This window comes from Pseudomonas sp. FG-3G, from assembly GCF_901007645.1.
GTDB classification, from domain to species: domain Bacteria; phylum Pseudomonadota; class Gammaproteobacteria; order Pseudomonadales; family Pseudomonadaceae; genus Aquipseudomonas; species Aquipseudomonas rhizophila.
In genome coordinates this window covers 209,511-233,351 of the sequence record NZ_CAAKGZ010000020.1, presented here as the reverse complement: position 1 = coordinate 233,351, position 23,841 = coordinate 209,511, and the positions used below count along the sequence as shown (strand labels likewise).

Sequence of the window (23,841 nt, the reverse complement as noted above, 5' to 3'; positions counted from 1 at the left end):
AACCAAATGAAGGCCACATCATGAACACTCCCTACGACCCGCTTTATCTTTTCATCGGTGGTGAATGGATCAGTGACCAAGGGCGCGACACTGCTGCTGTCGTTAACCCGGCAACCGGACGGATGATCGGGCGCGTCCCCCTCGCCACCGCAGGTGACCTTGATAACGCCCTTGAGGTGGCTCGACTGAGCTTCGAACAATGGCGCCAGACCGTACCTGACAAACGCGCAAAAATCCTCAAGCGGGCCGCCGACCTGATCATTGAACGAGCACCGCACATCGCCGCGCAAATGACACTGGAAGAAGGCAAGCCGCTGGGTGAAAGCATGGATGAAGTGATACGTGCGGCGGAATACTTCGAGTGGTTCGCCGAGAGTGCCCGGCGTATTGATGGCCGCGTGGTACCCGCCAACCGTCCTGGCGTACTGCAACTGGTCAAACGCCAGGCCATCGGCCCAGTGGCAGCGTTCACACCCTGGAACTTCCCGGCCATTACTCCAGCCCGCAAGCTCTCGGCAGCCTTGGCCGCCGGGTGCAGCGTTATCCTCAAGCCAGGTGAAGAAAGTCCTTCCACAGCGCTGGCCCTGGCTCGTGCGCTCGACGACGCAGGCTTGCCCAAAGGGGTGCTGCAGGTGGTCTTCGGCGTACCGGATCAAGTGTCCAGCCATCTGATCGCCTCACCGATCATTCGCAAAGTCACCTTTACCGGCTCAGTGCCCATCGGTCGCCTGTTATCTGCCCGAGCTGCCGAAGGCGTTAAGCCCATCACCCTTGAGTTGGGTGGGCACGGCCCCGTGCTCGTATTCGCAGATGCAGATATTGAAAAGGCTGCAACCGAAGGTGTCGCGAATCGGTTTCGCGGGACCGGACAGGTGTGCATTTCATCCACTCGTTTTCTGATCCAGCGCGGTGCCTATCAAGCTTTTGTCGATCATTTTGTCGCTGCAACCAAAGCCCTGAGAATCGGTGATGGCCTGCATCCAGACACTCAAGTGGGCCCTTTGGCCAACCCAAGGCAATTGGCAAAGATGGAAGAACTGGTGGCCGATGCCGTCGAGAAAGGTGCTCGGGTATTGGTCGGGGGCGAAGCCTTGTCACGTGAAGGCTTCTTCTTCCAGCCCACCGTTCTGGCGGATGTGCCGCTGAACGCCCGAGTCATGCACGAAGAACCCTTTGGCCCGATCGCAGTGCTGATGCCGTTCGATGAATTGGCGGATGGACTGAAAGAAGCAAACCGCCTGCCCTACGGGCTCTCAGCGTACGCATTCACATCCAGTGCACGAACCGCCATTGACGTCGCTGACGGATTGGAGGCCGGAATGATCGGGATCAACCAATACCGCATCGTCGCCACCGAGCTTCCGTTCGGCGGCATGAAAGAAAGCGGTCATGGCTCGGAAGGCGGCATTGAAGGCATCGAGCACTATCTGACCCACAAATTCATCAGCCAGGTTTAAGGGTAATTCCCATGTCCAAGATCAATTTCAGCAGTCCCCGCGAGGCGGCGCGCGCATTCACTCCCAAGCTGTCGCAGTTCGTCGACTCAACGCTTTATCCGCAGATCTGGAGCGATCCGGCATTGTCCCCCCGCGACCGCAGCCTGATCACCGTGGCCGCATTGATCGCCGGGGGCCACTCGGAAGAATTGCCCGCTCATTTACGCCGGGCGGTGGGCAATGGCGTTAACCATGACGAAATTGCAGCGGCGATCACGCACCTGGCTTTCTACGTGGGATTCCCTGGCGCCATTACCGCGTCTGCTATCGCCAACGCCACGTTTACCGAATCGGAGAACAACCAAGCATGAAAGCCATCAACATCAGAGAATTTGGTGCCGCAGACGTTCTGGAACTCGCAGAGGTTGCCACTCCTGAAGTGCGTCCTACCGACCTGCTAGTGCGTGTCTATGCCGCGGGGGTAAACCGTGCGGATCTGACTCATCGAACGGGTGGCTATGGCCATCCTAATTTCGGCGACTCCCTGATCATCGGGCTGGAGATCGCCGGAGAGGTGATCGATGCAGGCAGTGAGGTGATCGGATTTGAGGTGGGTGATCGAGTGATGGGCGTTGTTGGAGGCGGCGCCTATGCCGAACTGGCTCGAATCGACTACCGCATGGCCATGCACATCCCTGCCCAGCTGGACTATGTGCACGCGGCAGCAATTCCGGAGGTCTTCGTCACTGCCCATGAAGCGATGATGCATCTGGCTCGGCTCAAGGCCAGCGATTCGGTGCTGATTCACGCTGCTGCTGGAGGCGTTGGGTCTGCCGCCGTGCAGCTGGCTTACGCCACAGGCGCCACGGTGTATGCGACAACTGAAGGCAGCAAGTTGTCTCGCGTCGAACACTTGGGGGCAGATGTCGCGATTGACTATAAGACACAGGACTTCGCCGAAGTCATTGCCGATAAAACCAACGGTCGAGGCGTCGATATCGTCATCGACTTCGTCGGCGAGCCCTACTTCGCACGCAACGTCGCGTCCCTTGCGCATGGCGGCCGCCTGATTCAGGTTGGCATCCTCGGCGGTGGCGGCAAAGTAACTATAGAGCTGGAGCATATCCTCTACCGTCACTTGCAAATCATTGGCACGGTCATGAAGTCCCGCACGCAGCCGGAGAAGCACGACATGATCAGGCGCTTCCGTGAGCATTGGCTTGATCGCTTCGATGGCGCTGCAAGCCTCGAGCCTGTCGTTGACAGCACGTTCCCGTTATCACGTGCCGCCGATGCACATCGCCGGATGGAATCTTGCAAGAACGTCGGGAAAATCATTTTGACCATGCAGCCTGAAGACTTGGCTTGAGTCTGGCGTCTTGCGATAGAACTGAAACGGTGCCCCTGGTGGGCACCCTTCAGGATGAAAAACCATCTTCACAGGACTAGGCCCGTTGTTCCATAGCTTCTCAGGTACTACGGTCGTATTCGCCTTCTCAGTAACTCGGATAACAGCATCGGCATCCCGGACTCCTGATTACCCGGCTCATTTCCTGGCCCATAGGTTTCCCCTGTTGAGGCTTCCCCCTGCACCTCATGGCGCAACATGCATGACTCGGGGTCGGGTTGATTCGCCATTTCTTACCCCTATCGAACTTCAAACTCATCAACGCAGCCGCCCACTGTTTCATGCCCTCTGGCAGCGGTGCCCCTTTTGTTCGTCGTTGCTTTAACGGTATGGGACTATCCCCAGCTTCAGTCGGCTAAAGACGGAGTTGATCGCTACCTGGTTTCGGGTACGTGCATTGGTTTGGATATAGAAACTGGCGAAGTCTATGCTCCCTACGGCCTGACCGACACCGAGCAAGGACTCCTTCGCATCAACCCAAAGAATCCCAAGCCGGATCTGTTCGATCAGAAGGCGAAAAGTTATCAGGCTCGCTGGCCTTGGCTCAGGATCGTAGAAATCCAAAGTTGAATCGGAGCGCTTGGCCTATCCCGGCCAAGCAAAAGGCGCATACCCTCTCACCTTCCCAGCGTGAGACATATCGATATTGATGACTTTACTGGCTGCCCAAGCGTTCCTGCGACAGTGTGTACCAAGGAGCTGCGCTATCGAAATGAACGTGTTTCTGCTTTTGGGGCAGAAAAGGCGTATCGAGGGTACCCAGTGCTACCGAAACCCAGCTGGCAAACTCCCCTTGAGAACGTGACCAGAACAGCGTCGAACCGCACTGCACGCAGAACTCTCGTAATACCGTCCGTGAAGATGCATAGGTTTTGATGCTGGTGGCGCCACTGAGTATTCGAAGCGCGTTACGCGGAACGCTGCCGTAGGAAGCAAACGCTGCTCCGTGACTTTTGCGACACTGACTGCAATAACAATGACTCACTGCTTTCGGTGGGGCGAGCAGTTCATAACTGACGGCTGCGCACAGGCAGCTTCCTTGGTAAACCTCTGGCATAAGTTCATCCGTGCCGGTGAAAAACGTCAGCGTAACTGTCCAGGCCTAGTCAGTCGACAGGCCATTTCTGAACGGAGGTCATCCGGCTTAGGACCGCAGCGTCTCCGAGCGTGGTCAAGCTTTCGCCACGAAAATGTACGCGTTCCGCGGAGCATGGTTCGTTGCTTAGCGAGACCCTGGCCTCAGCCGATGCAATGGTTAGCGACCTGGCTTCGAGCTGGATGGTTCACGACGTCACGCTGCCCTCGGCATTCAGCAACTGATCGAACTGAGTGCGATGCTGGCGAACCGGGTGCTGGAAAACGTGGATCCGCGATAGCAGGTGAGCATCCTGCTAATGAAACAAACCCGGTATCTTGTCTCGGGTTTGTTTTATTTCGTCTCACTGTCACTCTGCTCAAACTGCGAGTGAAAAACAGCGAGAACCGTTGATTGCGAGAGTCGGCTTGCGGCCAGAAGCAGTCGTTCAGGCATAGACCGGGGATGTCTACCGGAGCGGGGTCGATTCAGCTGGATGCGTTTTTGATTTCAACCCTTTGCGCGGGACCATAGATTACTTATTGAACATTTCGTAAAAAAGCGTAGCATTGCCGCCCATGATACTCGAACAGCTCAAAGCCCTGGGCAATGACACTCGCATGCAAATGATGGAGTGGCTCAAAGACCCACTCAGTAATTTCCCCCCACAGGATCATGGCGATCCTGCGATAGGCGTGTGCGTCACCCATTTGCAGCACAAGGCCGGGCTTTCACCTTCTACTGCGTCTGCACATTTAGCTATCTTGCAACGTGCAGGCTTCGTGCTGACCACCCGCATCGGAAAATGGACTTACTACCGGCGCAATGAGCAGGCGATTAATGACTTTGCGGCTAGGCTGATCATCGAATTGTAATTTTTAAACATTCATTTCGTTATTTCGCGTAATGAGAAAGCATGAGGGAACCCCTATGAGCAGCAAAACTATCTTCGTTGAACCCGGTGGCGGCTATGAAAAGGTTGTGGTTGGCAGCAGCGAAGTCCGAGCCGCAGCGCGTGGCGAAATCACCGTACGTCTTCATGCAAACTCGCTCAACTACCACGACTTCGCGGTGGTCAGCGGTATGTGGGGCCCTAGCGAAAAACGCATCCCCATGGCCGATGGTGCAGGTGAAGTCATTGCTGTCGGCCCAGATGTCACTGAATTCAAGGTAGGTGACTCGGTCGTCAGCACCTTCTTCCCGGAATGGATCAACGGTACGCCACTGGTTGAAGGCTTTGTCAGCGTGCCAGGTGATGGCATTGACGGCTACGCTCGTGAGCAAGTAACGGCCCACGCCACATCGTTCACCCTCGCGCCTATTGGCTACAGCCATGCTGAAGCGTCGACGCTTACCACCGCTGGCCTGACTGCATGGCGCGCCCTGATGGCCGATGACTCACTCAAGCCGGGCGACACCGTGCTCGTCCAAGGCACTGGTGGCGTTTCAATTTTCGCCCTGCAGTTCGCTAAAATGGCCGGCGCTACCGTTATTGCGACCTCTTCAAGCGACGAAAAACTTGAACGTCTGAAAGCGCTAGGCGCTGATCATGTGATCAATTACCGCAAAGACCTCAACTGGGGCGAAACTGCACGCGCGCTAACGGGTGGCCGTGGTGTTGACCACATCATCGAAGTCGGCGGCCCTGCGACGCTTGAGCAATCGATGAGTGCAATTCGGGTTGCTGGTCACATCTCCGTCATCGGCATATTGAGTGGCGTAAGCGGTGCAATGAATTTTGTACCGGCACTGATCAAGCAAGTGCGTCTGCAGGGTGTATTGGTGGGTAGCCGCAGCCAGCAGCAGGACATGATCCGAGCCATCAATGCTAATGGCATGCGCCCGATTATTGATCGTCATTTCCCTATGAGCGAGATTGTCGAAGCGTTCAAGTATCAGGAAACCAACCAGCATTTCGGCAAAATTTGCCTGGATATCTAAGCACGCATGCATGGGCATGATCCGTATGCCTATCTCAAAGATCTGCTGCCACGGCTGCCGACGCAGCGCACGAGAGAGATTGGCCCCTTGCTGCCTGTCACAACCGGCAGCAAGGGGTCCAGGCTGTGTGAAAACACCGCCGAGCAGTTCAAGACCTGCGGTTTAAAACAGTATGAGTCGATAGTGGACTTTCACGACCGGCAGTCTGCATCGCCCCAAAGTGAGTAAACGCTTTTGCCACCCCTTGCCATGATTTCTGAGGATTTCATCGCAAGGATTGCCCATGAAGCGGTCTATCCATCAGATTAATTCTTGAGCTCGTCTTGGTTGTCGCTGATCCAGAATATGAACCATCAGACAGGCATACAGCGTCACGAGAATGAACAATCCCATGCGTACGGCAAACGCCGTGTAGACGTCCTTGCCCGCAATACTGTCTTGAACCGACTGGCCCAGCAGAATAATCAGGGTGATCAGGCTGTTGAGCCAGAACCCTGGGCTTAACCGTGTAGGGCTTATCCCATATAGCTTGCGCGCCAGCACGAGGCCGAACAGCAGCATCCAAAGGAAGAACATCCATAGGTGTACAAAGAGACTCAGTGCACACCAGAACAACACCGCCAGCAGGCCTCCCAACAAGGTCGAGCCAATCAATTCTCGAGCGGCATTACGCGACGTCGTTGTGGAGCTCTGCTGACCCAGGCTGACCGCTTTCAAGACAATGGGCAGGTAAGTGGCCGGATCAATCAGGGCCACCAGAAACGCTGGTAATACAATCAGCGCTGCCCGTAGCGCAACCCTGTCGACGTCTTCCGCCCGCAAGGCCGGGGCCGCAGGTGGTGACGGAGTATTGGCTGACTCGGGAAACAGCCAATGACTTATCGCCAGCACGATGACAGCGAGGATCAAGCCTTTAACCAATGCACCGATGATCATCATCGCCAAGTCAAAATCGACGAAGCCAGCTGAGGAGATCATGGTCAGGCCAATCACCAGAAACGTGACGATCAGGTTATTGCCGCCACGCAGACCCAATCGAAAAACCAGGAACAGGCTCACGCCGACCAGGAGAACGCCGCTGAACGGGTAGTAGCGCAGGATTGGGATAAGCAATAGGCCGACACCGGTGATCAACATCGCGACCAGGGCCAGTGTCAGTCCAGCCTTGAGTTGCAACGGACGATTGAGGGTGGAAATCAAAAGTACCGCAAGCACGGGCGCGATAAAGGGAATCGGCAAGGCCATGCCGAAGCTGACCGCAAGGCACAGCGCGGTGCCTGTAGCCAGGCGCAACGCCCGCTGAGTCCTCGGCGTCCGCTTAGTAGACATAAGACAGCCAACTCATCAGCCTCAGAAATATGCGGCCCAGTGGATTCAGCGGGTTGCCTTGAGAGGGGAAAGCCATGACCTCGGCTTGGCCACCGGCACGTATCGCGCGAGTGTCACGCAGCCGGGCCATTGAATCCTCGGAAAATTCGATGATCACCGGAAAACGCTGTGCCGGACGAAGCCAGTCCCGGCTGTTCTGCACAGTTGGCAATGTACCGGGCGCTGTCGTTGGCCCCACGCTGACGCCGTAGCCGACACTGCGTACACGCCCGTCGAACACTTCGCCTGGCAATGCATCCAGGACGATCGCCACCGGTGTCTGGGGCTTGACCAGACCGAGGTTGTTTTCGGTCATGTCTGCGCTGATCCACACATCGTGGATGGCGATCAGGGTCATGACTGGGCTGCCGATGGCTGCGAACTGTCCCGCGTCGGTGCGTAGATCGGTGATCAAACCTGCCGAACGTGCGCGAATCTGTGTATTAGCCAGGTCGAGTTCAGCTTTCGACAACGCGGTGGCGGCGCTGCGCAGCAAAGCGTTGTTTTCCGCACTGCCACCTTCTTGCTCGCGCGCGCGCTGGACCTCGGCACGGGCGGCGGCGACCTGGCTGAGCGCTTGTTGGTAGTTGGCGCGAGATACTTCGAGCAAGCGTACGGAAATGGTGCCTGGGTCTTCGCGGTACAAACTCTCGAGCCGCTGGTTGTCCTGCCGCGCCTTGAGTTCATTCGCCTGAGCCGCTCGCAAATTGGCTTGTGCAGCGGCTATGCCGGCGGTGCTGGCACCGATCTGTCGGCGGGTGGACTCAAGATCTGCATGCGCACGGTCGACGGCAATCTGATAAGGCTGAGGATCCACTTCGAACAGCACGTCTCCCGCCTTGACGTCCTGATTGTTACGCACGTTGACGCGGATGACTCGACCAGCCACTTCCGCAGCCACCGGTATCACAAAGGCACCGACTCGAGCCTGTTGCGTATAAGGCGTAAAGCGGTCCGCCAACAAGTACCAGACCAGACTCAGTGTGATCAAGATCAGTACCCATTTGATGCCTTTTGAGCCGGATTCAACTGGCGGTTCTGGCGCCTCGGGGGAAGAGGCATCGGTGGAAGACTGCGCGGCTTCACTCATGATTGTTGACCTTTTTCGGTTCCGCTGCTGAAGGCTCATCCAGCAAGTTGCCCCAGTCCGTGCGCCCTTCCATTTGCCGGCGGGTGGCCGGGGCGACTTTCGGTTGGACGCTGTACCAACCGCCGCCCAACGCTTTGTATAGGGCAATCACATTGCTGACGGCATTGCTTCGGCTGACCAGGTAATTGTCCTGTTGCTCCAGCAGTGCGCGTTGCGAGTCGAGCACCCGCTGGAAGTCCGAATACCCTTCCCGATACAGGGCGTTGGCCAGCACCAGTGATCGCTTGGCGGCGACTTCGGCCTCGCGCAGGATTGCTTCGCGCTCCAGGGACTTGATCAGTCCATTGGCTGCGTCATCTGCCTCGCGTGCCGCTTGGCGCACCTTTTCGCGGTACCCTTCGATCAGTTGCTGCAACCGCGCATCCTGCACGCGCACGTTGTTACTGATCTGGCCGTGATCGAACAGATTCCAGCGCAGACTCGGGCCACCGATCAGGTCCAGACTCCTGGGGGTGCCATTGAGCGTATCAGTCGTCCAAACGATGCTGCCCAGCAAGGTCAGCGACGGATAGAAATCGGTTTCGGCCACGCCGATCAGGGCCGACTGGGCCGCGACATTGAGTTCAGCGGCACGCACGTCGGGCCTGCGCAGCAGCAGGTTGGCCGGTACATCCTGCAGCACGGTACGGTCCACCAGCGGAATCCATCCTTCATTTTCGACCAGTTGCGGCAGAGCGCCGGGCGGCCGTCCAATCAGTACCGCCAACGAATTACGGGTACGCAGAACCTGATCCTCGAAGTTGGGGATGGTACTCAGGGTGCCCAGGTATTGGGTTCTGGCTTGTTGCAAGTCGAGCTCTGCATTCTGGCCGCTCTTGAACAGCTTCTCGGTTATCTCGAAGTTACGCTTTTGCTGTTTGGCGTTTTCCTTGGCCACGCGCAAACGTGCTTCGGTGGTACGCAGCGAAAAGTAAGTACTGGCCAGTTGGGCGCGTAGCAGAACCAGCCCGTCTTCGAAATTGGCCTGGGCGGCGAAGTAACTGGCATCGGATGATTCAATGGCGCGACTGAAGCGCCCCCAGAAGTCCAGTTCCCAACCAATGTCGAACCCCGCACTGTATTGCCAGAAATGACTGTTTTGCGGACTACTTCCGCCGGATTGCTGACGGTTGAAGTACAGACTGTCGGCGCTGGCTTGCTGCAGTTGTGGGTAACGCCCGCTTTGGGCAATACCCAGCTGGGCCCGTGCCTCAATCACCCGCAGACCGGCAACTTTAAGGTCTGAATTGTTGGCATCCGCCTCGGCAATCAGACGATTGAGGACCGGGTCGCCGAAAACTTGCCACCATTGACGAAAGTCCGGGGCCCGGCTGCGTTGGCTGACTTGCTCAAGGGCAGGAGTAGTCCAGTGTCCTGGCCACGCCTCCCTCGGTGACTGAAAGTCTGGCCCCAGGCGCACGCAGCCGCTCAAGCCGAGCACTCCAAACACTAGCAGTTGGCCCGATCGCGTCAGATGCATGCGTTTTTTCCAGTCAAGGAAGATTACAGGAGCATAGACGCCCTGATCGCCCGCAGACTGCTAAGCTTTTCAGCATCGTTATATTTGATAAGACCCGTCAAAAAGGTACGGCAGCCATGAACTCCCCCCATACCGCTAAATGGCGCTTCAAACTGGGTATAGCCATCATTTGTCTGATGCTAGGCTCCTGGCTGATGGTGCCAGTCGCGGCGGCGCTCGATGTGCCTGGATCAAAGATCGCAGCGCTGACTGGGGTCCTGTTTATCAGCAACAAAGTCCTGCTGATTCTCATCATCGCCGTCATGGGCAAGGCCGGCTTCCAGCAGTTGAAGGGCAGCTTGGTCGGTTACGTGTCCGGGCTTGTGCCTTCCATGAAGGACGAAGTTGGCCCGGTTCGTCATCGAATCGGCATCGTGATGTTCTGCTTGCCGTTGATCTCCTCATTCCTCGAGCCTTACGTCGATGCCTTCTGGCCAGGTCTCAGACCGAACCTCTGGCAGGCCCAATTGCTGGGTGACGTCATGCTGATTGGCAGCTTTTTTGTACTCGGGGGGAATTTCTGGGAGAAGGTGCACGCGTTATTTGTGCGAACTGCACGTGTCTCGGACTCAAGTGCGACGTGAGTCGACGATAGAAACGAAGGCTTTCAACCCTAGCGGACGTTAGCTGCCCAGCGTCAATCAGGACCGGCGCCCCCGATCGCTGGCACGTCCAGCGGTGCGACTTCGCAAGCCAGTCCTTGGCTTCCCAAACCCCAACGACACATGAACATTGAGCACGGTAAGTAGTCCGCAAAAAACCCTAACTCGCCCCACCCATACGCAAAACATCTGAACTCAGTACATAACATATATTTTCAATTCCCTCGCACCGGTGACTAGCATTCGCCCGGACGCTGCGTGGCCTTCTATCTGCGGCGTCTACCTCCAATAAAAATAATCAGGAGACATCAATGCACAGGTCATCGAAGCCGCTCGCTGCGGCAATTGCGACCGCTACGCTGGGCGCGAGTTTGCCGGGCGTGGTCATGGCCGACTTTCTTGCGGACAGCAAGGCATCGCTGGAACTGCGCAATTTCTACTTCAACGCCGATTACCGACAGGAAGACGCCAACCAGTCGAAACGCGAAGAATGGGCGCAGGGCTTTCTATTGAACTACGAGTCCGGATTCACCGAAGGGCCGGTGGGGTTCGGTATCGATGCGATTGGCCTGCTGGGGGTAAAGCTCGACTCGGGGCCGGACCGGCAGAACTCTGGCCTGTTGCCGGTCGGCGATGACAAGGCACCGGATGAGTACAGCCAGCTGGGCGTGACAGCCAAGGCGCGTTATTCGAAAAGCACGCTGTACGCCGGCACGTTGGTGCCGAAGCTGCCGACCGTGCTGCCCAACGACTCGCGCCTGCTGCCGCAGACTTTTCGCGGCGGGATGCTGACCTCGCGGGAAATCAGCGGGCTGACGCTGAACGCGGGGCGCCTGACCCAGAACAGCCTGCGCAACTCCCCCGCTAATGAGGACATGCTGGTGGCCGGCAAGGGCATCAGCGGCGGTCAGGCCAGTGACCGGTTCGATTTCGCCAGCGCCAGTTATCGTTGGACGCCCAAACTGACCACGGGCTATCACTACGGCCATCTGGATCAGAACTACAAGCAGCACATCTTCAACCTGGCGCACGTGCTGGCGCTGGGCGAGGACCAGGCGTTCAAGAGCGATCTGCGCTTCGCCCGTTCCACCGAGGCCGGAAACACCAACGTCGACAACGATGCCTTTGGCGCCAAGTTCACCTATGAGCTTGGCGGTCACGCGTTCGGGGCGGCGTACCAGAAGATGAGTGGCGAGACGGGTTTTCCGCATATCAATGGCACCAATTCGTATCTGGTGAACTACGTGATGATCTCGCCGGACTTCGCCAGCCCCGGCGAGAAGTCCTGGCAGTTGCGCTACGACTACGACTTCGCGGCCGTGGGCATGCCTGGGTTGAGCTTCATGACCCGCTATGTGCGGGGCGACGATTTCGACGGCCCTGGCGGACGTGACGGCCGTGAGTGGGAACGCAATACCGATATCGGCTACGTGTTCCAGCAAGGCGCGCTGAAGAACTTCGGCGTGAAGCTGCGCAACGGCACCTACCGAAGCACGGGCAATGACATCGATCAGACCCGCTTCATCCTCAGCTACACATTGTCGCTGCTCTAACGCCCGCCCACACCGCACCGTTGCCCGAGCGGGCAACGGTTTTGCTGAACAGGATATTGATCATGACTTTGCGAAAAACACTGCTTTGCCTGGCCGTGGCGTGCGCCCTGGCCACCACCCAGCTGAGCGCACAGGCGGCAGACACTGCCGACCTGCCCTGCCGCACCACAGCCGAATGCGCGGCCGAGGCGGCGAAGATTGGCGCGACGGTCGATCGTGCTGGTGCCAAGCACAGCAAGCACGACAACCAGTTCACCTGGGTCAACCGGATCAACAAGGCGTCCATCGTCATGCTGACTGAAGAAGACATCGTCAGCCGCCAACAAGGGCAAGAGATCGCCCGCGGCGTTCAGTACGTGATTGATCAGGCCGGCAAACCCGACGGCAAGAAGCCCAGCGACGTGCTACAGATCGAGCGCATCATGATCGACAAGATCGGCCCGCAGGCCTCGCTGATTCACTCCGGCCGCAGTCGCCAGGACATGTACGCCACCTACCGTCTCGCGACCTTGCGCAGCCAACTGCTGGATTACACCGACGCAATGAATGACACTCGCGCGCAACTGCTGAAGCTGGCGAAGGACAATGTCGATACGCTGATCCCCGCCTACACCAATGGCGTGCAGGCGCAGCCGATCACCTACGCCCATTACCTGCTGGCTTATGAGGCCGCGTTCGAGCGCGACGCCCAGCGTATACGCGAGCTGTATGAGCGTCTGAATCTCAGCCCTATGGGCACGGCGGTGCTGGCCAATTCCGGCTGGCCACTCAACCGTGAACGCCTGGCCGAATTGCTCGGTTTCGATGGCGTCCGGGAAAACTCGCTGGATGCCGGACAGGTCTCGACCTATGACATTCCTATTGAGGCGGCCGGGATTGCCTCATCCTCGGCGATTCGTATCGGCGCGATGCTGGGCGACATCCATACGCAATATCATCAGATTCGGCCCTGGCTGTTGCTTGAGGAAGGCGCCACCTACACCAGCAGCGCCATGCCGCAGAAGCGCAACCCGGGCCTGATCATGCGCGCGCGGGAATCGGCCACTGATGTGGTCGGTCTTGCCCAGACCGTCACTCTGCGTGCGCACAACGTGACCACCGGCATGACCGACTACAAGTTCGCCTTCGACGCACTCGGGCTGTTCGATAATGCGCAGCAGATGTTCGTCCGCACGCGCCAGGTCCTGGATGCGCTGGTGATCAATCCGCAGCGTGCGCTGGAGGAGCTGGAGGGCGAATGGACAACCTCGATGGAGCTGGCCGACACCCTGGAGCGCGAGCACAAGGTGCCCTTCCGTATCGGTCACAGTTTCGCCTCGCTGGTGGTAGGCCATGCGCGCAAGGAAGGTTTCGTGCCAGCCAACTTCCCCTACGCCGAGGCGCAGCAACTGTTCACCAAAGCGGCGCAGAAGTACAACTGGAAGACCCATACACTGCCGCTGAGCGAGTCGGCTTTGCGGGCTACCCTATCGCCACAGAACATGGTCAAGACCCGCGTCGGTACGGGCGGCCCGCAACCAGCCGAGGTCAAGCGCATGCTCAAGGAAGCGAACGACGCGCTGGCCGGTGATCAGCACTGGGCCAATGGTCGTCGTGAGCGGCTGGCGAAGGCTGAGACCAGTCTGGGCAATGCCTTTGGCGCACTGCTGAAAAACTGAGCCCTAGCGCTTCCCGGCCACAGCGTCGGGAAGCGTCGCCTTCCCAGGCATCAGCGCCTCGCGCAGGGCCAAGCGGTCAAGCGCACCACTCCAGGCCGAGATCACCACACACGCCAGGCTGTTGCCGATCACGTTGGTCAGTGATCGGCATTTCATCAATCGCTCGACACCGAGCAGGAGCCCGAGGTTTTCCAGCGGCACCAGATTCAGGCCGGCCACCGTGGCGGCAAGCGTCAAAAAGGCAGAGCCAGCCGCGCTGGTCGAGCCCATCGAGGTCACAAGCGTCACCAACAACAGCATTACCAGAAGCGGTCCATCCAGCACTACCCCAGCGGCCTGGGCGAGAAACACCAGGGCACAGGTCAGGTAGATATTCGAGCCGGTGAGATTGAAGGTGTAGCCAGTGCTGAGCACCAGCCGCACCACCCGCTGATCGCATCCGGCCCGCTCGAGCTTTTCGATCAGCCCTGGCACCGCCGCCACCGAAGCGCCGGTAAAGGCCACCAGACAAAGTTCGGCCTTGATATAGACGATGAGACGCCATAACCCCAGGCCGGTGCACCGCGCCGTCAGGCCCAGCACCAGGGTGACAAACAACAAACAGGCGCAGTAGACAGTGCCCACGAACTTGAGCAGCGACCAGGCGGATGCTGGCCCATAGCGCCCCACCGTGAAGGCCATCGCCCCGAAGGCGGCCAGCGGCGCGAATCTGAGCACCTTGCGCAACGCCCACAGCAGCCAGCCGACCAGCGCATCCAGCCTGCGCCGCAGCGGCTCGCCCGCATCACCGGCATAGCCAAGCCCCAGGCCGAACACCAATGCAGCCAACAACACGGGAAGAATGACGGTATGAGCCATTATCTGAGCCAGACTGGTCATCACCGCCGAGGGCAGATCGCTGATCGGCCGCGCGATGGAAGCCGGGAGCGACTCACCGCCGACGCCAGGCGCGAGCAATATCGCCAGTGCCGCCCCGGTGATCAGCGACAGCACGGTCATCAGCAGGAAGTAAGCCAGCACGCGGCTGGCACACCGCGTCTTTTGCCCGCGTTCGCCGAAGCCCGCCACCGCAGAAGACACCAGCACGAACATTACCAGGGGTACCGCATGGCCGATCACGCCGAGAAAAACATCGCTCAGCGGCTTCATCCGCGTCGCCCATTGCGGCTGCACGACACCAAGCGATATGCCCAGGGCAATCGCGATCAGGATCAGCAGGGTATCGTTGCGGTATAGCTTGGCTAAAATCATGGGCCGTCGCGCAATATTGTTGTTTTAGTCGCTTCAGTGCCCCGTATCCTAACCGATCAAGAGCCGCAGTTGCGCCACCGGTCTGCTCCCGCCCCACCAGGACTCCCGTTTATATGGAACTTCGCCATCTCCGCTATTTCGTCATGGTCGCCGAAGAAGGGCATTTCACCCGCGCCGCCGCGCGCCTGAACATGCAACAACCCCCGCTGAGCCAACAGATCCGCGCGCTGGAAACCGAACTCGGATTCGAATTGTTCAAACGCCATCCCAAGGGCGCTGACCTGACCACCGGTGGCGCAGTGTTTCTGGAGGAGGCCAAAGCCATCCTGGCCCGCGTGCAGGACGGTTCGCGTCGGGCTGCAAGGGTGGCCAAGGGCGTGGAAGGTACATTAGCAATTGGTTTCACCTCGTCAGCCGCGGCACACCCGCTGATCCCGCGCATCATCCGTGCCTTTCGCGAACAGTACCCGGCGGTGGCAATCACGCTCGCCGAAGGCAACGCCGGTCGCTTGACCGAACGTGCCAGCGCCGGCCAGTTGGACGTGAGCATCCTTCGTGCGCCGGTCAGCCGACCAGACGGGATCGAGTTCCATCGCCTGCTGGTGGAGGAATTATTGATGGTGTTGCCGGTGGGCCACCCCGCATTGGCCGAGCACCCCGATGCCGTAGAGCTGCGGGCCATACGTGACGAGCCCTTTATCCTGGTTCGTCGGCCCGGCGCGCCGGGAATGTACGCCAATCTGTTGCGCGCCTGCGAGGCGGTCGGCTTCGAACCGCGAGTCGCTTTCGAAGTGGAAAGAATGCTGACCAATGTCAGCCTGGTTGCGGCTGGTGAGGGTGTCTCGGTCGTGCCGGCCTCGATGCGCGACATTCACCGGGAAAGTGTCGTCTACCGTCGCATCCTGGGCGCCCGCCCCCGCCTTGTCGCACCGCTGACGCTGGTCTGCCGCCAGGACAACGAATCGCCCGCATTGCGCAATTTCGTCGTGCTGGCTCGGGACCTGGCGAAGGGATATCGCAAGCAGGCCGTAGGGTGATCGTGTGGAGCGCTATAGCGCCCTATAAATCAGTGATTGTCGTCCCTGCAATCGTCTCGGCGAAACCGACACCGAACATCCGGCCCGGGGTTTCAAAGCCTGCCCGCCGCTCACCGTCCAGCACCCGCCGCGCAGCCTCCACGGCCGCCTGGGGGGTGTAGGTATAGCCGTTGACCGTCTCGATCATTGAACACGCCACCGTGCCGTCAGCTCCTGTGACTTCTGCCACGGCGCGGGCGCGGTTGGCCTCACGTTGTTCAACGCTTGGGCCGTCGGAAAGTTGTGACAGATCGCCTTCGGGAAAGGCGTCACCGGTGATATTCACGAACATGGCGATATTCGGGACAGCGGTGGAATGCCACGCGGTGATCAGATCACCGAAGGACAGCGGCGCGCACAGTGCCGGGCCATCGCCAAAGTCGAAGTGCTGAGGCTGCGCGTCGGGTGTTGCCACCAGTAACCCGTCCACCCGCGCCAAGAGCCCCGCGCCGATGATCTCGCTGACGCTCAAAGCCGATCCCCGTGACATGGAGCCTGCGACCTGCAGCGCCACCTTCAGCGACTGCGGATCCTGTACACGACGGGCGACATGCATGGCCAGGCAGTCTGTCGGCACCACGTCCCAGCCAACGCCGGGCAGCAACATGACACCCGCTTGGGCGGCCTGTGCGCCAAGCTGTTCGGCTTGCCGATAGACGTTGATCTCGGCAGTGATATCCAGGTAGTCGACCCCAGCCTTGATGCAGGCCTGCATCAGGGCGTGCGCCGTCTGTGCAAAAGGCCCGGCGAAGTTCAGCAGCACGCTGATGCCTTCCAGGGATTGTGCTGCGTGTATATCCGGGCTGAACACTCGGTACGTGACGTTCAGTTGAGCAGCCAGAGCCTGCAACCTTTCACCATTGCGTCCCGCGATGACAAATTCCAGCCCCAACGCTTTGGCATGCTCGGCAGCCATGCGCCCGGTGTAGCCTGTCGCGCCGTAGATCATTAATTTTTTCATTGATTGTGCTGCCAGTTCTTGTAGACGAATTCGAGGCTGTAGCCATCCGGGTCAAGGACATTGGCTGCGTAGTAATCGGGGTCGTAATGCAGACGTGCGCCGGGGGCGCCGTTGTCGCGGCCGCCATTGGCCATGGCCTCCGCATACGCCGCGTTGACCTCGGCCTTGCTGCTCGCCACGAAACCAACATGAACGGCTCTACCCTCGACCACGCCCTCGCGCAACCAGAAGAACATCCGCCCATTGGCGCCGAAGCCCTTGAGATCCGGGTGGCCTGGCGGTCCGTCCTTGCCGTCGTAATCAAGTCGCGCGGTAATGCCCAGCGGGGTCAGTGTCGCGGTGTAGAAACGGATGGAACGCTCAATGTCGCTGACTGAGATAAAAATATGATCAAGCATGCGCTAGCCTCGCTATTCAGATGTTGTAGCCGCCCGCGACTTCGATCGTCTGAGCATTGATCCAGCGTCCTTCTTCGGACAGCAGCATGGCGATCACGCTCATTCGCTGCGCCACTGTCACTGAGTTGAGTCACCACAGTAACCATCGCCTTGGTAGCGAGCGCAGCCGTTCCTGCTCGAATCCTGCCTGTTTCTGCTTTTTGCTTGCGTGGACGCATCCGCCTGGGTTCAGATGGCCCCCATGACCAACCCACTCAACGAACTGCGCGCCCTGGCTGCTCGGGCCGAGAACCGCCGCACGGAAACGGGCATACCGCGCCTGGCCATGGTCCAGGGTGAAATCCCGGCGCATTTGCTGGCCGCCGTTTACGAACCGATGATCAACCTGATTCTGCAAGGCAGTAAGTCAATGACCATCGGCGACCGTACGCTGGACTATGACCCTGCGACCTATTTCGTCATGTCCATCGAATTGCCAGCGGTCGGCCAAGTCCATCCCGCTGCGTCCGGCGAGCCTTACCTGGCGGTCAGCCTGACACTCGACCCGGCGGTCCTGGCGACTTTGCTCGCCGACCTGCCAAAGCCTGTCGGCCACTACGACAAGGATGCAGGCTTTTCGGTAGCCGCGGTCACGCCCGAGTTGATGGATGCCTGGGTCCGCATGCTGCGGTTGATGAACCGGCCTGAAGACATTGCGGCCCTTGCCCCCGTTTACGAACGAGAGATCCTCTACCGGGTGTTACAAGGCCCTCACGGCTGGATGCTGCGTGATATCGCAGCACCCGATAGCGCCATGGCTCGGGTTAGCCTCGCGATCCAGTACATTCGCCGGGAATTTGCCGAGTCCATTCGCGTGGAAGCGCTGGCACAACGGGCTGCGATGAGCGTTTCGGCCTTTCACCGTCACTTCAAAGCCGTGACCGCGTTGAGCCCTCTGCAGTACCAAAAAAGAGTGCGTTTGCTTCAGGCTCGGACACTCTTGGTCGCCCATGCCAAAAGCGTTACCAGCGCGGCATTGGAGGTCGGTTACGAAAGCGCTACACAGTTCAGTCGCGATTACGCACGAGTATTCGGACTGCCCCCAGCACGCGATGCGGCAAGAATTCAGGGTGAAATTCTCGGCGAGCAGATCAGATGAAACGGTTTTTCCCCCGGATGCTGTGAGTCAGTCACCGTTGCTGTTCGCGCTGAACGAAACAGGCCACGGGGCAGTCGGAACACCAGGCCCCTCGGCAAAGAAACCTGACTCATGTCCTTACGATCTGCTGTCCTCGCTACGTTGCTCACGTTGGCCGCCAGCACGGCAGCCGCCGCACAAGAACCGCTGCGTCTGGAACGCCTGGACCGCTGCGGTGACCTGCTGCAAAGCCAGCATCAGGACTGGTGCCTGACGGTGCACGGCTTGGATACTCAAACGCCACAACTGAAACTCGGTGAAAAAACGCTACCCGCGCTCATTGTCCAGCGCGAAGGGCAAACCTTGCGCGTGCGCCTGGACAGCGCCGCCTATCAGAGCGGCCCTATTTGGCTGGAAGACGGGCAGCGCGTCAGCAATGCAGCCTGGCTGAGCCTGCGCAACAGTCACGTATTGGCCGCCGGGCCGGACGAAGTGGCGAAGAACATGGACGGCTTGAGCACCTACGTCGATCTGGTGAGCCTGTTGATCGAGGAGAATCACGATGGGCGCCAGGAAGCTGAGCGTCTCGCCCAAAAATTCGGCGCCAAGGTCGTCGGCAGCATTGCTCCCCTGAACCTGTATCAGCTTCGGCTACCTGCCAAGGATCTGGTGCAGCGCGACGCGCTGGTGCTACGGATGGGCAGCGAGACCAGTGTCGATGCCGTGGTGATCGAGGAGTCGGCGGCAGAAGAGGCCGAGCAAGCCAGCGCCCACCCTGAAGAGCCGAAGAAGCCGGCCCTGGACTCCGATGAATGGGCCGCCAACCGCTTTCTCGACGCGGTGAACTACTACCAGCGGCGCATTCCTGCGCGGCAACCGCCCACCCCGCCGCAACCGGTGCGCATTGGCCTGATCGAACGTAACGTGGATTTCGACACCGCCGATTTCGCCGACTACCTCGGTGGCTGCTCGATGCCGCGCACCTGCGTCTATGCGCGCGATGCGAGTACGCCAGACAACCACGGCACCACCGTCGCCGGCATTCTCGCCGCGCGCTGGGATGACGGTGGAAACACCGGTTTTCTCCGGGGTCTGGACAAAGCCAGCGGTGGTTTCGAAGTCATTGTCGAGCGCAACTCCGATGCCGGGATCACCGCCAACATCGCCGCCTCGGTCAACCTTGTGGAGGACGGCGTGCGGGTGCTCAACTGGAGCTGGGGCATTCACCGCGTTGGCGCGAAAAACGTCAAAGGCGATGAAGTCGACTCGCTGTTGCGCTCAGGCATCGCCATGAGCGGTTACGAGGAACTGCTGGAAGAGTTTTTCCTGTGGCTGCGCAAGGAGCATCCCGACGTGGTGGTGGTGAACTCCGCCGGCAATGGGTCTTCGTTCTCGGGCACCGATGAATACCGCCTGCCCTCTTCGTTCATCACCGAACAACTGCTGGTGGTCGGCGGGCACCAGCGCAACGAGCGCGCCGGGGTTGCCGTCGATGATCCGGCCTATGCGGTCAAGCGCAGCTCCTCGAATATCGACATGCGCGTGGACATCACCGCCGCCGCTTGCGCCCACGCCTCGACCACCAGCGCCGGCGAAAACGGCGCAGTGCATTGCGGCACATCCTATGCCACGCCCATGGTCGCGGGCTTGCTGGCGGCGATGCTGTCCATCAACCCGCAACTTCAGCCCGAGCAATTACGCATGCTGCTACGGCGCAGCGCCATGACCATCGGTGAAAACCACGACTTCGAACGGATGGATGGCGAGGACCTCACCGCGCCCATCCTGCCGTCGGAGCGCAGCTATCAGCTAAACGACAAGGACGTGGGGCGTTCGGCGCGGCTGGACATGCAAAAAGCGCTGGACCTGGCGGAGCAGAGCCGCACGCGCGTGCGCTGAACCTGCCACCGGGTGTGGGATAAAAAGTACTGGCAGCAGCGACATCCATAGTTTGACCCTCCTCGAAGTGAGCGATGTCTCAGGTGCATAACCTGTGAGCCCACATGGAGGAGATGGCGATGAAACCCACCCGTTTTTTTGGAAAGACCGTACTGACCTGCACATTCATCCTGGCAATGATCGGATGGGGGGTCGGTTTCTATGGGCCGCCGATCTATATGCAGGCCGTGATGGATCGCACCGGCTGGCCGGTGGCCCAGGTGTCGGCGGCCGTTACCCTGCACTTTCTCAGCGGCACCCTGGTCATCGCCAACCTGCCAAGGCTCTACGCGCGCTTCGGTGTGCCGGCCATTACCCTGCTGGGCAGCGTGGTGCTGGGGGTCGGGGTGAATATCTGGGCTCAGGCCAGCCAATTATGGGTGCTGTATGCCGGGGCCATCTGCTCGGGCATCGGTTGGGTGACATTGGGCGCCGCCGCCGTTAACACCCTGATCGCGCCCTGGTATATCAAGGAGCGGCCCAAAGCCTTGGGCAAGGCTTACAACGGCGCCAGCATGGGTGGGGTGATTTTCTCGCCGTTGTGGGTGTTGCTGATCGAGCGTTTTGGCTTTGCCACGGCGGCGCTGGTGATCAGCCTCGCAGCCGTGGTGCTGCTCGGCTGCTTCGCCTTTCTGGTGTTCAATAAAAGCCCTCAAAGCCTCGGCCAGCATCCGGACAATGCCGACCAACCAGAACCGATAGCGACTGGCACGAGCGCCACACCCTGGAATGCGGCGCAAACTCTCAAGTCGGCCAGTTTCCGTTCCTTGGCAGCGGGCATGTCCCTGGGGTTGTTCGCCCAAATAGGCTTGATCGCCCACCTGTATTCGATTCTGGCGGGACGCATGGGCGCCCATGACGCCTCATTCGCCATGGGCCTGGCCACCGCCAGCGCCATGGGCGGGCGTTACGTGGCCGCACGCCTGATGACCCAAGGCGTCAACCGCCGTCAACTGGCCTGCCTGGGTTATGGGATTCAGATGCTTGGAACACTGATGCTCCTGGGCCTGGATATCCATCCGGCGGTCGCCTGGGTGGCGGTGGTGTTGATCGGTTCGGGAATCGGCAACGCCACTTCATTGCCGCCGTTGATCGCCCAGACTGAGTTCAGCCGCGAACAGACCGCCAGGGTGATTGCGCTGATGGTCGCAATCAGTCAAGCCACCTATGCCTTCGCTCCGGCGTTCTTCGGCCTGGTCCGTTCAGTCTTTGCCGAACCGAGCCAGGCCATCGCCGCTATCGTGATTGCCGCTGTCGTGGTGCAAGGCCTCGCGATCCTGGCGTTCTACAAGGGCGTGGTCACCCGCCCTTTCAAGAAAACCGTGTACTGACTCTCTACCTACGTCAGGATCGGGCCAGCGCTAGCCCTCTGCACGGATGCGCTCGACCAGACGTGCCTGCAGCACTTTGAGCTCCTCGGGGTCGGCCTTGCCCCGCCCATGTATGCCCGCCTCCTCGCCCTCCCAGCGAGGGACGATGTGTACATGAATGTGGTAGACCGTTTGCCCGGCCGGAGCCCCGTTGAACTGCGCGATTTGCACACCATCGGGTTTCAACTCGTCCACGATGACCCGTGTGAGCCGCTGCACGGCAGACATCATCGCGCCGAGAGCCGCAGGCTCGACATCAAGAATATTCCGGGCCTGGGACGCTTTGGGAATCACCAGGACGTGGCCGCGCGATTGAGGAAAGATATCCAGAAAGGCCAGTACATCGGCGTCTTCGTAAATCTTGTAGCACGGCGCGTCGCCACGAAGGATTAGCGCGAAGATGTTCTGCGGATCGTAATCGCCGTGCAGGCTCATGATCATTCCCTTAAGCGGTTGTCAGGACAGTTGACTGCCAGCAAGCCGGCATCGAACGATCAGAAGGTTTAGCACAATCAACTGGCTGTTTTCCATAAAACGGGCAAAAGCCCCGGTACTTTGCAGTGCCGGGGCCTGACGTTGCGTGGCGTCACGCGCGGTTTTTCAACGTGTCATAGGCTTCAAGCGAACGCAGCGAGTAAATGTACGCAGCGCCTGCATTCAGCGAGATCGCGGTTGCCAGGGCGGCGGCCACTTCCTCTCGGCTCGCCCCGGCCTTGATCGCCGAGTCCGTGTGCGCGGCGATACAGCCATCGCAGCGGGTGGTGACCGCGATCGCGATTGAAATCAGCTCGCGGGTCTTGGCATCGAGTACGTCATTTTCGCTGGCGGCCTCCCCAAGGGCCATGTAGGCCTTGACCATTTTCGGGTTGCTCTTGCCCAGTGCGCCAAAGGCTTTTTGAATGGTGGGCAACAATTCAGACCAGTTGTGGAACATGGCATTAACTCCTGAGTGGGTTGGGTGTACTGTTTCGACGCCCTCAGTTTTTCACTCCGGGGCGGGTCGATTTTGTTCAATCCGCTCAGTTTTTTTGGCGATGCTCTCAAATGAATGCGATCGATCGACTCATCAGCCTGGCCAATGTGCGCGGCAGTCTGGATCTACGCTGTCAGTTCCAGGGTGACTGGGCTCTGGATCATGAACAGCAAGCCCTGGGCAGAGCGCCCTATCACATCGTGTTGGCGGGAGAGTGCCGGGTGGAGTTTCCCGATGGGCAGCGTTTGCCCATGCGCGCAGGTGACATCCTGCTTCTGCCCCGTGGTGCGCGACACCTGATGCACAGCCCTGGGAAAACAGTGGCGCCAACTTCACCGAAACTCGTCACAGGTGGCGCGCTGCCGGTCCATCGTATTGGTAACGCCAGTGCCGAACTGGACATGCTGTGTGGCGACTTTCACTTCAATCGGGCTTCACTGCTGTTTGCCTCCCTGCCCGAATACCTGGTCATCCCCAGCGGCGCGTTGCCGGCCAACGGTCCGCTACCCGCGCTGGTGGAAGTCATTCGTGCGGAAGCCGATGAGGCCAAGGTCGGTGCCCGTTTTCTGCTCGATGCGCTTTCCCAGGCATTGTTCACGCTTATTCTGCGTGCGCATCTGGCAAGTCATGGCCAGGACAGCGGCTCGCTGGCGCTGTTGGGCGATAAACGTCTGGGCCGAGCCTGGCAGGCGATGCTCGCAGATCCGGCCTACGAGTGGACGATTCAAGGCCTGGCGGACCTCGCGAACATGTCCCGCGCGAACTTCATGCGAACATTCGTTCGCGTGGCCGGGGTATCGCCTTGGGTGTTGTTGACGCAAATACGCATGGAGTTGGCGTTCAGTCTGCTCAGCCATTCACATTTGGGCTTGAGCGATATTGCCGTGCAGGTCGGTTACCAATCCCAGGCGGCGTTCAGCAAGAAGTTCAAGGAGATTTATGGGCAAGCACCAGGAAAAGTGCGACGTACGATCTAGCCTGTGGCAAGGGCGCTGGGGTGCGCAGCAGCCCTAAGATCTGCCATCGCGGGTGTGTCAGGGTGATGGTGTTCAGCTCTTTTGGGGCTGC

Annotated in this window: 22 protein-coding genes and 4 pseudogenes; 16 read left to right on the top strand and 10 right to left on the bottom strand. The window is 59.4% G+C overall.

The genetic code is table 11. The features are described from left to right. The first annotated feature begins 20 nt into the window (after positions 1 to 20). The 4 genes and pseudogenes from PSEUDOMOFG3G_RS10815 to PSEUDOMOFG3G_RS10800 all read left to right on the top strand — a co-directional run. Positions 21 to 1,457: an NAD-dependent succinate-semialdehyde dehydrogenase gene (locus PSEUDOMOFG3G_RS10815; protein WP_139049910.1), complete on the top strand. Its 1,437-nt coding sequence runs from the start codon at positions 21 to 23 to the stop codon at positions 1,455 to 1,457. Positions 1,458 to 1,468: 11 nt separating this feature from the next. Continuing rightward, positions 1,469 to 1,807 carry a carboxymuconolactone decarboxylase family protein gene (locus PSEUDOMOFG3G_RS10810; protein WP_047225708.1) on the top strand — a complete coding sequence of 113 codons (339 nt, stop codon included), beginning with the start codon at positions 1,469 to 1,471 and terminating at the stop codon, positions 1,805 to 1,807. Beyond that, a complete protein-coding gene (locus PSEUDOMOFG3G_RS10805) occupies positions 1,804 to 2,805 on the top strand; it encodes an NAD(P)H-quinone oxidoreductase (RefSeq protein WP_139049909.1) in 1,002 nt (333 codons plus the stop codon). Before PSEUDOMOFG3G_RS10810 ends, PSEUDOMOFG3G_RS10805 begins: the two co-directional genes overlap by 4 nt. Positions 2,806 to 3,177: 372 nt before the next feature. Beyond that, positions 3,178 to 3,414 (top strand): annotated as a pseudogene (locus PSEUDOMOFG3G_RS10800) (nucleotidyltransferase family protein); the annotation flags it as partial. 85 nt (positions 3,415 to 3,499) lie between these two features. Here PSEUDOMOFG3G_RS10800 and PSEUDOMOFG3G_RS10795 read toward each other — a convergent pair. After that, entirely contained in the window at positions 3,500 to 3,901 is a 402-nt protein-coding gene (locus PSEUDOMOFG3G_RS10795; RefSeq protein ID WP_076384371.1) for a GFA family protein, read from the bottom strand. Between the two features lie 164 nt (positions 3,902 to 4,065). Here PSEUDOMOFG3G_RS10795 and PSEUDOMOFG3G_RS28005 point away from each other — a divergent pair. The 4 genes and pseudogenes from PSEUDOMOFG3G_RS28005 to PSEUDOMOFG3G_RS10780 all read left to right on the top strand — a co-directional run. Continuing rightward, positions 4,066 to 4,220 (top strand): annotated as a pseudogene (locus tag PSEUDOMOFG3G_RS28005) (DUF6124 family protein); the annotation flags it as partial. Between the two features lie 277 nt (positions 4,221 to 4,497). Further along, positions 4,498 to 4,794: a helix-turn-helix transcriptional regulator gene (locus PSEUDOMOFG3G_RS10790; protein ID WP_047225704.1), complete on the top strand. Its 297-nt coding sequence runs from the start codon at positions 4,498 to 4,500 to the stop codon at positions 4,792 to 4,794. A 55-nt stretch (positions 4,795 to 4,849) separates the two neighbouring features. After that, complete coding sequence (locus tag PSEUDOMOFG3G_RS10785) at positions 4,850 to 5,860, top strand: NAD(P)-dependent alcohol dehydrogenase (RefSeq protein WP_139049908.1); 1,011 nt, start codon at positions 4,850 to 4,852, stop codon at positions 5,858 to 5,860. Then, positions 5,861 to 5,956 (top strand): annotated as a pseudogene (locus PSEUDOMOFG3G_RS10780) (transposase domain-containing protein); the annotation flags it as partial. A 204-nt stretch (positions 5,957 to 6,160) separates the two neighbouring features. On the opposite strand, the gene PSEUDOMOFG3G_RS10775 reads toward PSEUDOMOFG3G_RS10780, so the two are convergent. Genes PSEUDOMOFG3G_RS10775 through PSEUDOMOFG3G_RS10765 form a run of 3 tightly spaced genes read right to left on the bottom strand, consistent with a single transcriptional unit; the run spans position 6,161 to position 9,837 of the window. Further along, complete coding sequence (locus PSEUDOMOFG3G_RS10775) at positions 6,161 to 7,189, bottom strand: DUF2955 domain-containing protein (RefSeq protein ID WP_139049907.1); 1,029 nt, start codon at positions 7,187 to 7,189, stop codon at positions 6,161 to 6,163. Next, positions 7,179 to 8,318, bottom strand: a complete 1,140-nt coding sequence (locus PSEUDOMOFG3G_RS10770) for an HlyD family secretion protein (protein WP_139049906.1) — start codon at positions 8,316 to 8,318, stop codon at positions 7,179 to 7,181. Before PSEUDOMOFG3G_RS10770 ends, PSEUDOMOFG3G_RS10775 begins: the two co-directional genes overlap by 11 nt. Then, on the bottom strand, positions 8,311 to 9,837 hold the full coding sequence (locus PSEUDOMOFG3G_RS10765; protein ID WP_139049905.1) for a TolC family protein: 1,527 nt from the start codon (positions 9,835 to 9,837) through the stop codon (positions 8,311 to 8,313). The genes PSEUDOMOFG3G_RS10770 and PSEUDOMOFG3G_RS10765 overlap by 8 nt, the downstream gene beginning before the upstream one ends. Positions 9,838 to 9,953: 116 nt before the next feature. On the opposite strand from PSEUDOMOFG3G_RS10765, the gene PSEUDOMOFG3G_RS10760 reads away from it, so the two are divergent. From PSEUDOMOFG3G_RS10760 to PSEUDOMOFG3G_RS10750, 3 genes are all read left to right on the top strand, one after another. Next, positions 9,954 to 10,460: a transporter suffix domain-containing protein gene (locus tag PSEUDOMOFG3G_RS10760; protein ID WP_139049904.1), complete on the top strand. Its 507-nt coding sequence runs from the start codon at positions 9,954 to 9,956 to the stop codon at positions 10,458 to 10,460. Positions 10,461 to 10,789: 329 nt separating this feature from the next. Continuing rightward, positions 10,790 to 12,031, top strand: a complete 1,242-nt coding sequence (locus tag PSEUDOMOFG3G_RS10755; protein WP_076384365.1) for an OprD family porin — start codon at positions 10,790 to 10,792, stop codon at positions 12,029 to 12,031. Between the two features lie 62 nt (positions 12,032 to 12,093). Beyond that, positions 12,094 to 13,689, top strand: coding sequence for an argininosuccinate lyase (locus tag PSEUDOMOFG3G_RS10750; protein WP_047225696.1), 1,596 nt, complete (start codon positions 12,094 to 12,096; stop codon positions 13,687 to 13,689). A gap of 3 nt (positions 13,690 to 13,692) precedes the next feature. Here PSEUDOMOFG3G_RS10750 and PSEUDOMOFG3G_RS10745 read toward each other — a convergent pair whose 3' ends face one another. Next, positions 13,693 to 14,940 (bottom strand): cation:dicarboxylate symporter family transporter, encoded by a 1,248-nt coding sequence (locus PSEUDOMOFG3G_RS10745; RefSeq protein WP_171061357.1) that lies wholly within the window; start codon positions 14,938 to 14,940, stop codon positions 13,693 to 13,695. Positions 14,941 to 15,053: 113 nt separating this feature from the next. Here PSEUDOMOFG3G_RS10745 and PSEUDOMOFG3G_RS10740 point away from each other — a divergent pair, with 113 nt between their 5' ends. Continuing rightward, positions 15,054 to 15,977, top strand: a complete 924-nt coding sequence (locus PSEUDOMOFG3G_RS10740; protein ID WP_047225695.1) for a LysR substrate-binding domain-containing protein — start codon at positions 15,054 to 15,056, stop codon at positions 15,975 to 15,977. Positions 15,978 to 15,999: 22 nt separating this feature from the next. On the opposite strand, the gene PSEUDOMOFG3G_RS10735 is transcribed toward PSEUDOMOFG3G_RS10740, so the two are convergent. The 3 genes and pseudogenes from PSEUDOMOFG3G_RS10735 to PSEUDOMOFG3G_RS10725 all read right to left on the bottom strand — a co-directional run. Further along, the gene (locus PSEUDOMOFG3G_RS10735) at positions 16,000 to 16,977 is read right to left on the bottom strand and encodes a trans-acting enoyl reductase family protein (protein WP_139049903.1); all 978 of its coding nucleotides are present in this window, start codon (positions 16,975 to 16,977) and stop codon (positions 16,000 to 16,002) included. After that, positions 16,974 to 17,375, bottom strand: coding sequence for a VOC family protein (locus tag PSEUDOMOFG3G_RS10730; protein WP_139049902.1), 402 nt, complete (start codon positions 17,373 to 17,375; stop codon positions 16,974 to 16,976). The genes PSEUDOMOFG3G_RS10735 and PSEUDOMOFG3G_RS10730 overlap by 4 nt, the downstream gene beginning before the upstream one ends. A 16-nt stretch (positions 17,376 to 17,391) precedes the next feature. Next, positions 17,392 to 17,472, bottom strand: a pseudogene (locus PSEUDOMOFG3G_RS10725) (3-oxoacyl-ACP reductase); the annotation flags it as partial. A 144-nt stretch (positions 17,473 to 17,616) separates the two neighbouring features. On the opposite strand from PSEUDOMOFG3G_RS10725, the gene PSEUDOMOFG3G_RS10720 reads away from it, so the two are divergent. The 3 genes from PSEUDOMOFG3G_RS10720 (at position 17,617) to PSEUDOMOFG3G_RS10710 (ending at position 21,761) form a co-directional block, all read left to right on the top strand. Next, positions 17,617 to 18,513: an AraC family transcriptional regulator gene (locus PSEUDOMOFG3G_RS10720; RefSeq protein ID WP_171061356.1), complete on the top strand. Its 897-nt coding sequence runs from the start codon at positions 17,617 to 17,619 to the stop codon at positions 18,511 to 18,513. A gap of 111 nt (positions 18,514 to 18,624) precedes the next feature. Further along, the gene (locus PSEUDOMOFG3G_RS10715; protein ID WP_139049901.1) at positions 18,625 to 20,391 is read left to right on the top strand and encodes a S8/S53 family peptidase; all 1,767 of its coding nucleotides are present in this window, start codon (positions 18,625 to 18,627) and stop codon (positions 20,389 to 20,391) included. A 119-nt stretch (positions 20,392 to 20,510) separates the two neighbouring features. Beyond that, a complete protein-coding gene (locus PSEUDOMOFG3G_RS10710) occupies positions 20,511 to 21,761 on the top strand; it encodes an MFS transporter (RefSeq protein WP_139049900.1) in 1,251 nt (416 codons plus the stop codon). Between the two features lie 30 nt (positions 21,762 to 21,791). Here the strand turns inward: PSEUDOMOFG3G_RS10710 and PSEUDOMOFG3G_RS10705 are convergent, their stop codons facing one another. Next, complete coding sequence (locus PSEUDOMOFG3G_RS10705; protein WP_139049899.1) at positions 21,792 to 22,235, bottom strand: HIT family protein; 444 nt, start codon at positions 22,233 to 22,235, stop codon at positions 21,792 to 21,794. A gap of 151 nt (positions 22,236 to 22,386) precedes the next feature. After that, on the bottom strand, positions 22,387 to 22,734 hold the full coding sequence (locus PSEUDOMOFG3G_RS10700) for a carboxymuconolactone decarboxylase family protein (RefSeq protein WP_139049898.1): 348 nt from the start codon (positions 22,732 to 22,734) through the stop codon (positions 22,387 to 22,389). Between the two features lie 110 nt (positions 22,735 to 22,844). Between PSEUDOMOFG3G_RS10700 and PSEUDOMOFG3G_RS10695 the strand changes: the two genes are divergently transcribed. Next, entirely contained in the window at positions 22,845 to 23,750 is a 906-nt protein-coding gene (locus PSEUDOMOFG3G_RS10695; RefSeq protein WP_047225687.1) for an AraC family transcriptional regulator, read from the top strand. Positions 23,751 to 23,841 lie beyond the last annotated feature (91 nt).

What these genes read in the sequence shown, in the direction of transcription:
- PSEUDOMOFG3G_RS10815 (WP_139049910.1), top strand. Translation starts at nt 21, where the DNA reads ATGAACACTCCCTACGACCCGCTTTATCTTTTCATCGGTGGTGAATGG.
- PSEUDOMOFG3G_RS10810 (WP_047225708.1), top strand. Translation starts at nt 1,469, where the DNA reads ATGTCCAAGATCAATTTCAGCAGTCCCCGCGAGGCGGCGCGCGCATTC.
- PSEUDOMOFG3G_RS10805 (WP_139049909.1), top strand. Translation starts at nt 1,804, where the DNA reads ATGAAAGCCATCAACATCAGAGAATTTGGTGCCGCAGACGTTCTGGAA.
- PSEUDOMOFG3G_RS10795 (WP_076384371.1), bottom strand. Translation starts at nt 3,901, where the DNA reads ATGCCAGAGGTTTACCAAGGAAGCTGCCTGTGCGCAGCCGTCAGTTAT.
- PSEUDOMOFG3G_RS10790 (WP_047225704.1), top strand. Translation starts at nt 4,498, where the DNA reads ATGATACTCGAACAGCTCAAAGCCCTGGGCAATGACACTCGCATGCAA.
- PSEUDOMOFG3G_RS10785 (WP_139049908.1), top strand. Translation starts at nt 4,850, where the DNA reads ATGAGCAGCAAAACTATCTTCGTTGAACCCGGTGGCGGCTATGAAAAG.
- PSEUDOMOFG3G_RS10775 (WP_139049907.1), bottom strand. Translation starts at nt 7,189, where the DNA reads ATGTCTACTAAGCGGACGCCGAGGACTCAGCGGGCGTTGCGCCTGGCT.
- PSEUDOMOFG3G_RS10770 (WP_139049906.1), bottom strand. Translation starts at nt 8,318, where the DNA reads ATGAGTGAAGCCGCGCAGTCTTCCACCGATGCCTCTTCCCCCGAGGCG.
- PSEUDOMOFG3G_RS10765 (WP_139049905.1), bottom strand. Translation starts at nt 9,837, where the DNA reads ATGCATCTGACGCGATCGGGCCAACTGCTAGTGTTTGGAGTGCTCGGC.
- PSEUDOMOFG3G_RS10760 (WP_139049904.1), top strand. Translation starts at nt 9,954, where the DNA reads ATGAACTCCCCCCATACCGCTAAATGGCGCTTCAAACTGGGTATAGCC.
- PSEUDOMOFG3G_RS10755 (WP_076384365.1), top strand. Translation starts at nt 10,790, where the DNA reads ATGCACAGGTCATCGAAGCCGCTCGCTGCGGCAATTGCGACCGCTACG.
- PSEUDOMOFG3G_RS10750 (WP_047225696.1), top strand. Translation starts at nt 12,094, where the DNA reads ATGACTTTGCGAAAAACACTGCTTTGCCTGGCCGTGGCGTGCGCCCTG.
- PSEUDOMOFG3G_RS10745 (WP_171061357.1), bottom strand. Translation starts at nt 14,940, where the DNA reads ATGATTTTAGCCAAGCTATACCGCAACGATACCCTGCTGATCCTGATC.
- PSEUDOMOFG3G_RS10740 (WP_047225695.1), top strand. Translation starts at nt 15,054, where the DNA reads ATGGAACTTCGCCATCTCCGCTATTTCGTCATGGTCGCCGAAGAAGGG.
- PSEUDOMOFG3G_RS10735 (WP_139049903.1), bottom strand. Translation starts at nt 16,977, where the DNA reads ATGAAAAAATTAATGATCTACGGCGCGACAGGCTACACCGGGCGCATG.
- PSEUDOMOFG3G_RS10730 (WP_139049902.1), bottom strand. Translation starts at nt 17,375, where the DNA reads ATGCTTGATCATATTTTTATCTCAGTCAGCGACATTGAGCGTTCCATC.
- PSEUDOMOFG3G_RS10720 (WP_171061356.1), top strand. Translation starts at nt 17,617, where the DNA reads ATGACCAACCCACTCAACGAACTGCGCGCCCTGGCTGCTCGGGCCGAG.
- PSEUDOMOFG3G_RS10715 (WP_139049901.1), top strand. Translation starts at nt 18,625, where the DNA reads ATGTCCTTACGATCTGCTGTCCTCGCTACGTTGCTCACGTTGGCCGCC.
- PSEUDOMOFG3G_RS10710 (WP_139049900.1), top strand. Translation starts at nt 20,511, where the DNA reads ATGAAACCCACCCGTTTTTTTGGAAAGACCGTACTGACCTGCACATTC.
- PSEUDOMOFG3G_RS10705 (WP_139049899.1), bottom strand. Translation starts at nt 22,235, where the DNA reads ATGAGCCTGCACGGCGATTACGATCCGCAGAACATCTTCGCGCTAATC.
- PSEUDOMOFG3G_RS10700 (WP_139049898.1), bottom strand. Translation starts at nt 22,734, where the DNA reads ATGTTCCACAACTGGTCTGAATTGTTGCCCACCATTCAAAAAGCCTTT.
- PSEUDOMOFG3G_RS10695 (WP_047225687.1), top strand. Translation starts at nt 22,845, where the DNA reads ATGAATGCGATCGATCGACTCATCAGCCTGGCCAATGTGCGCGGCAGT.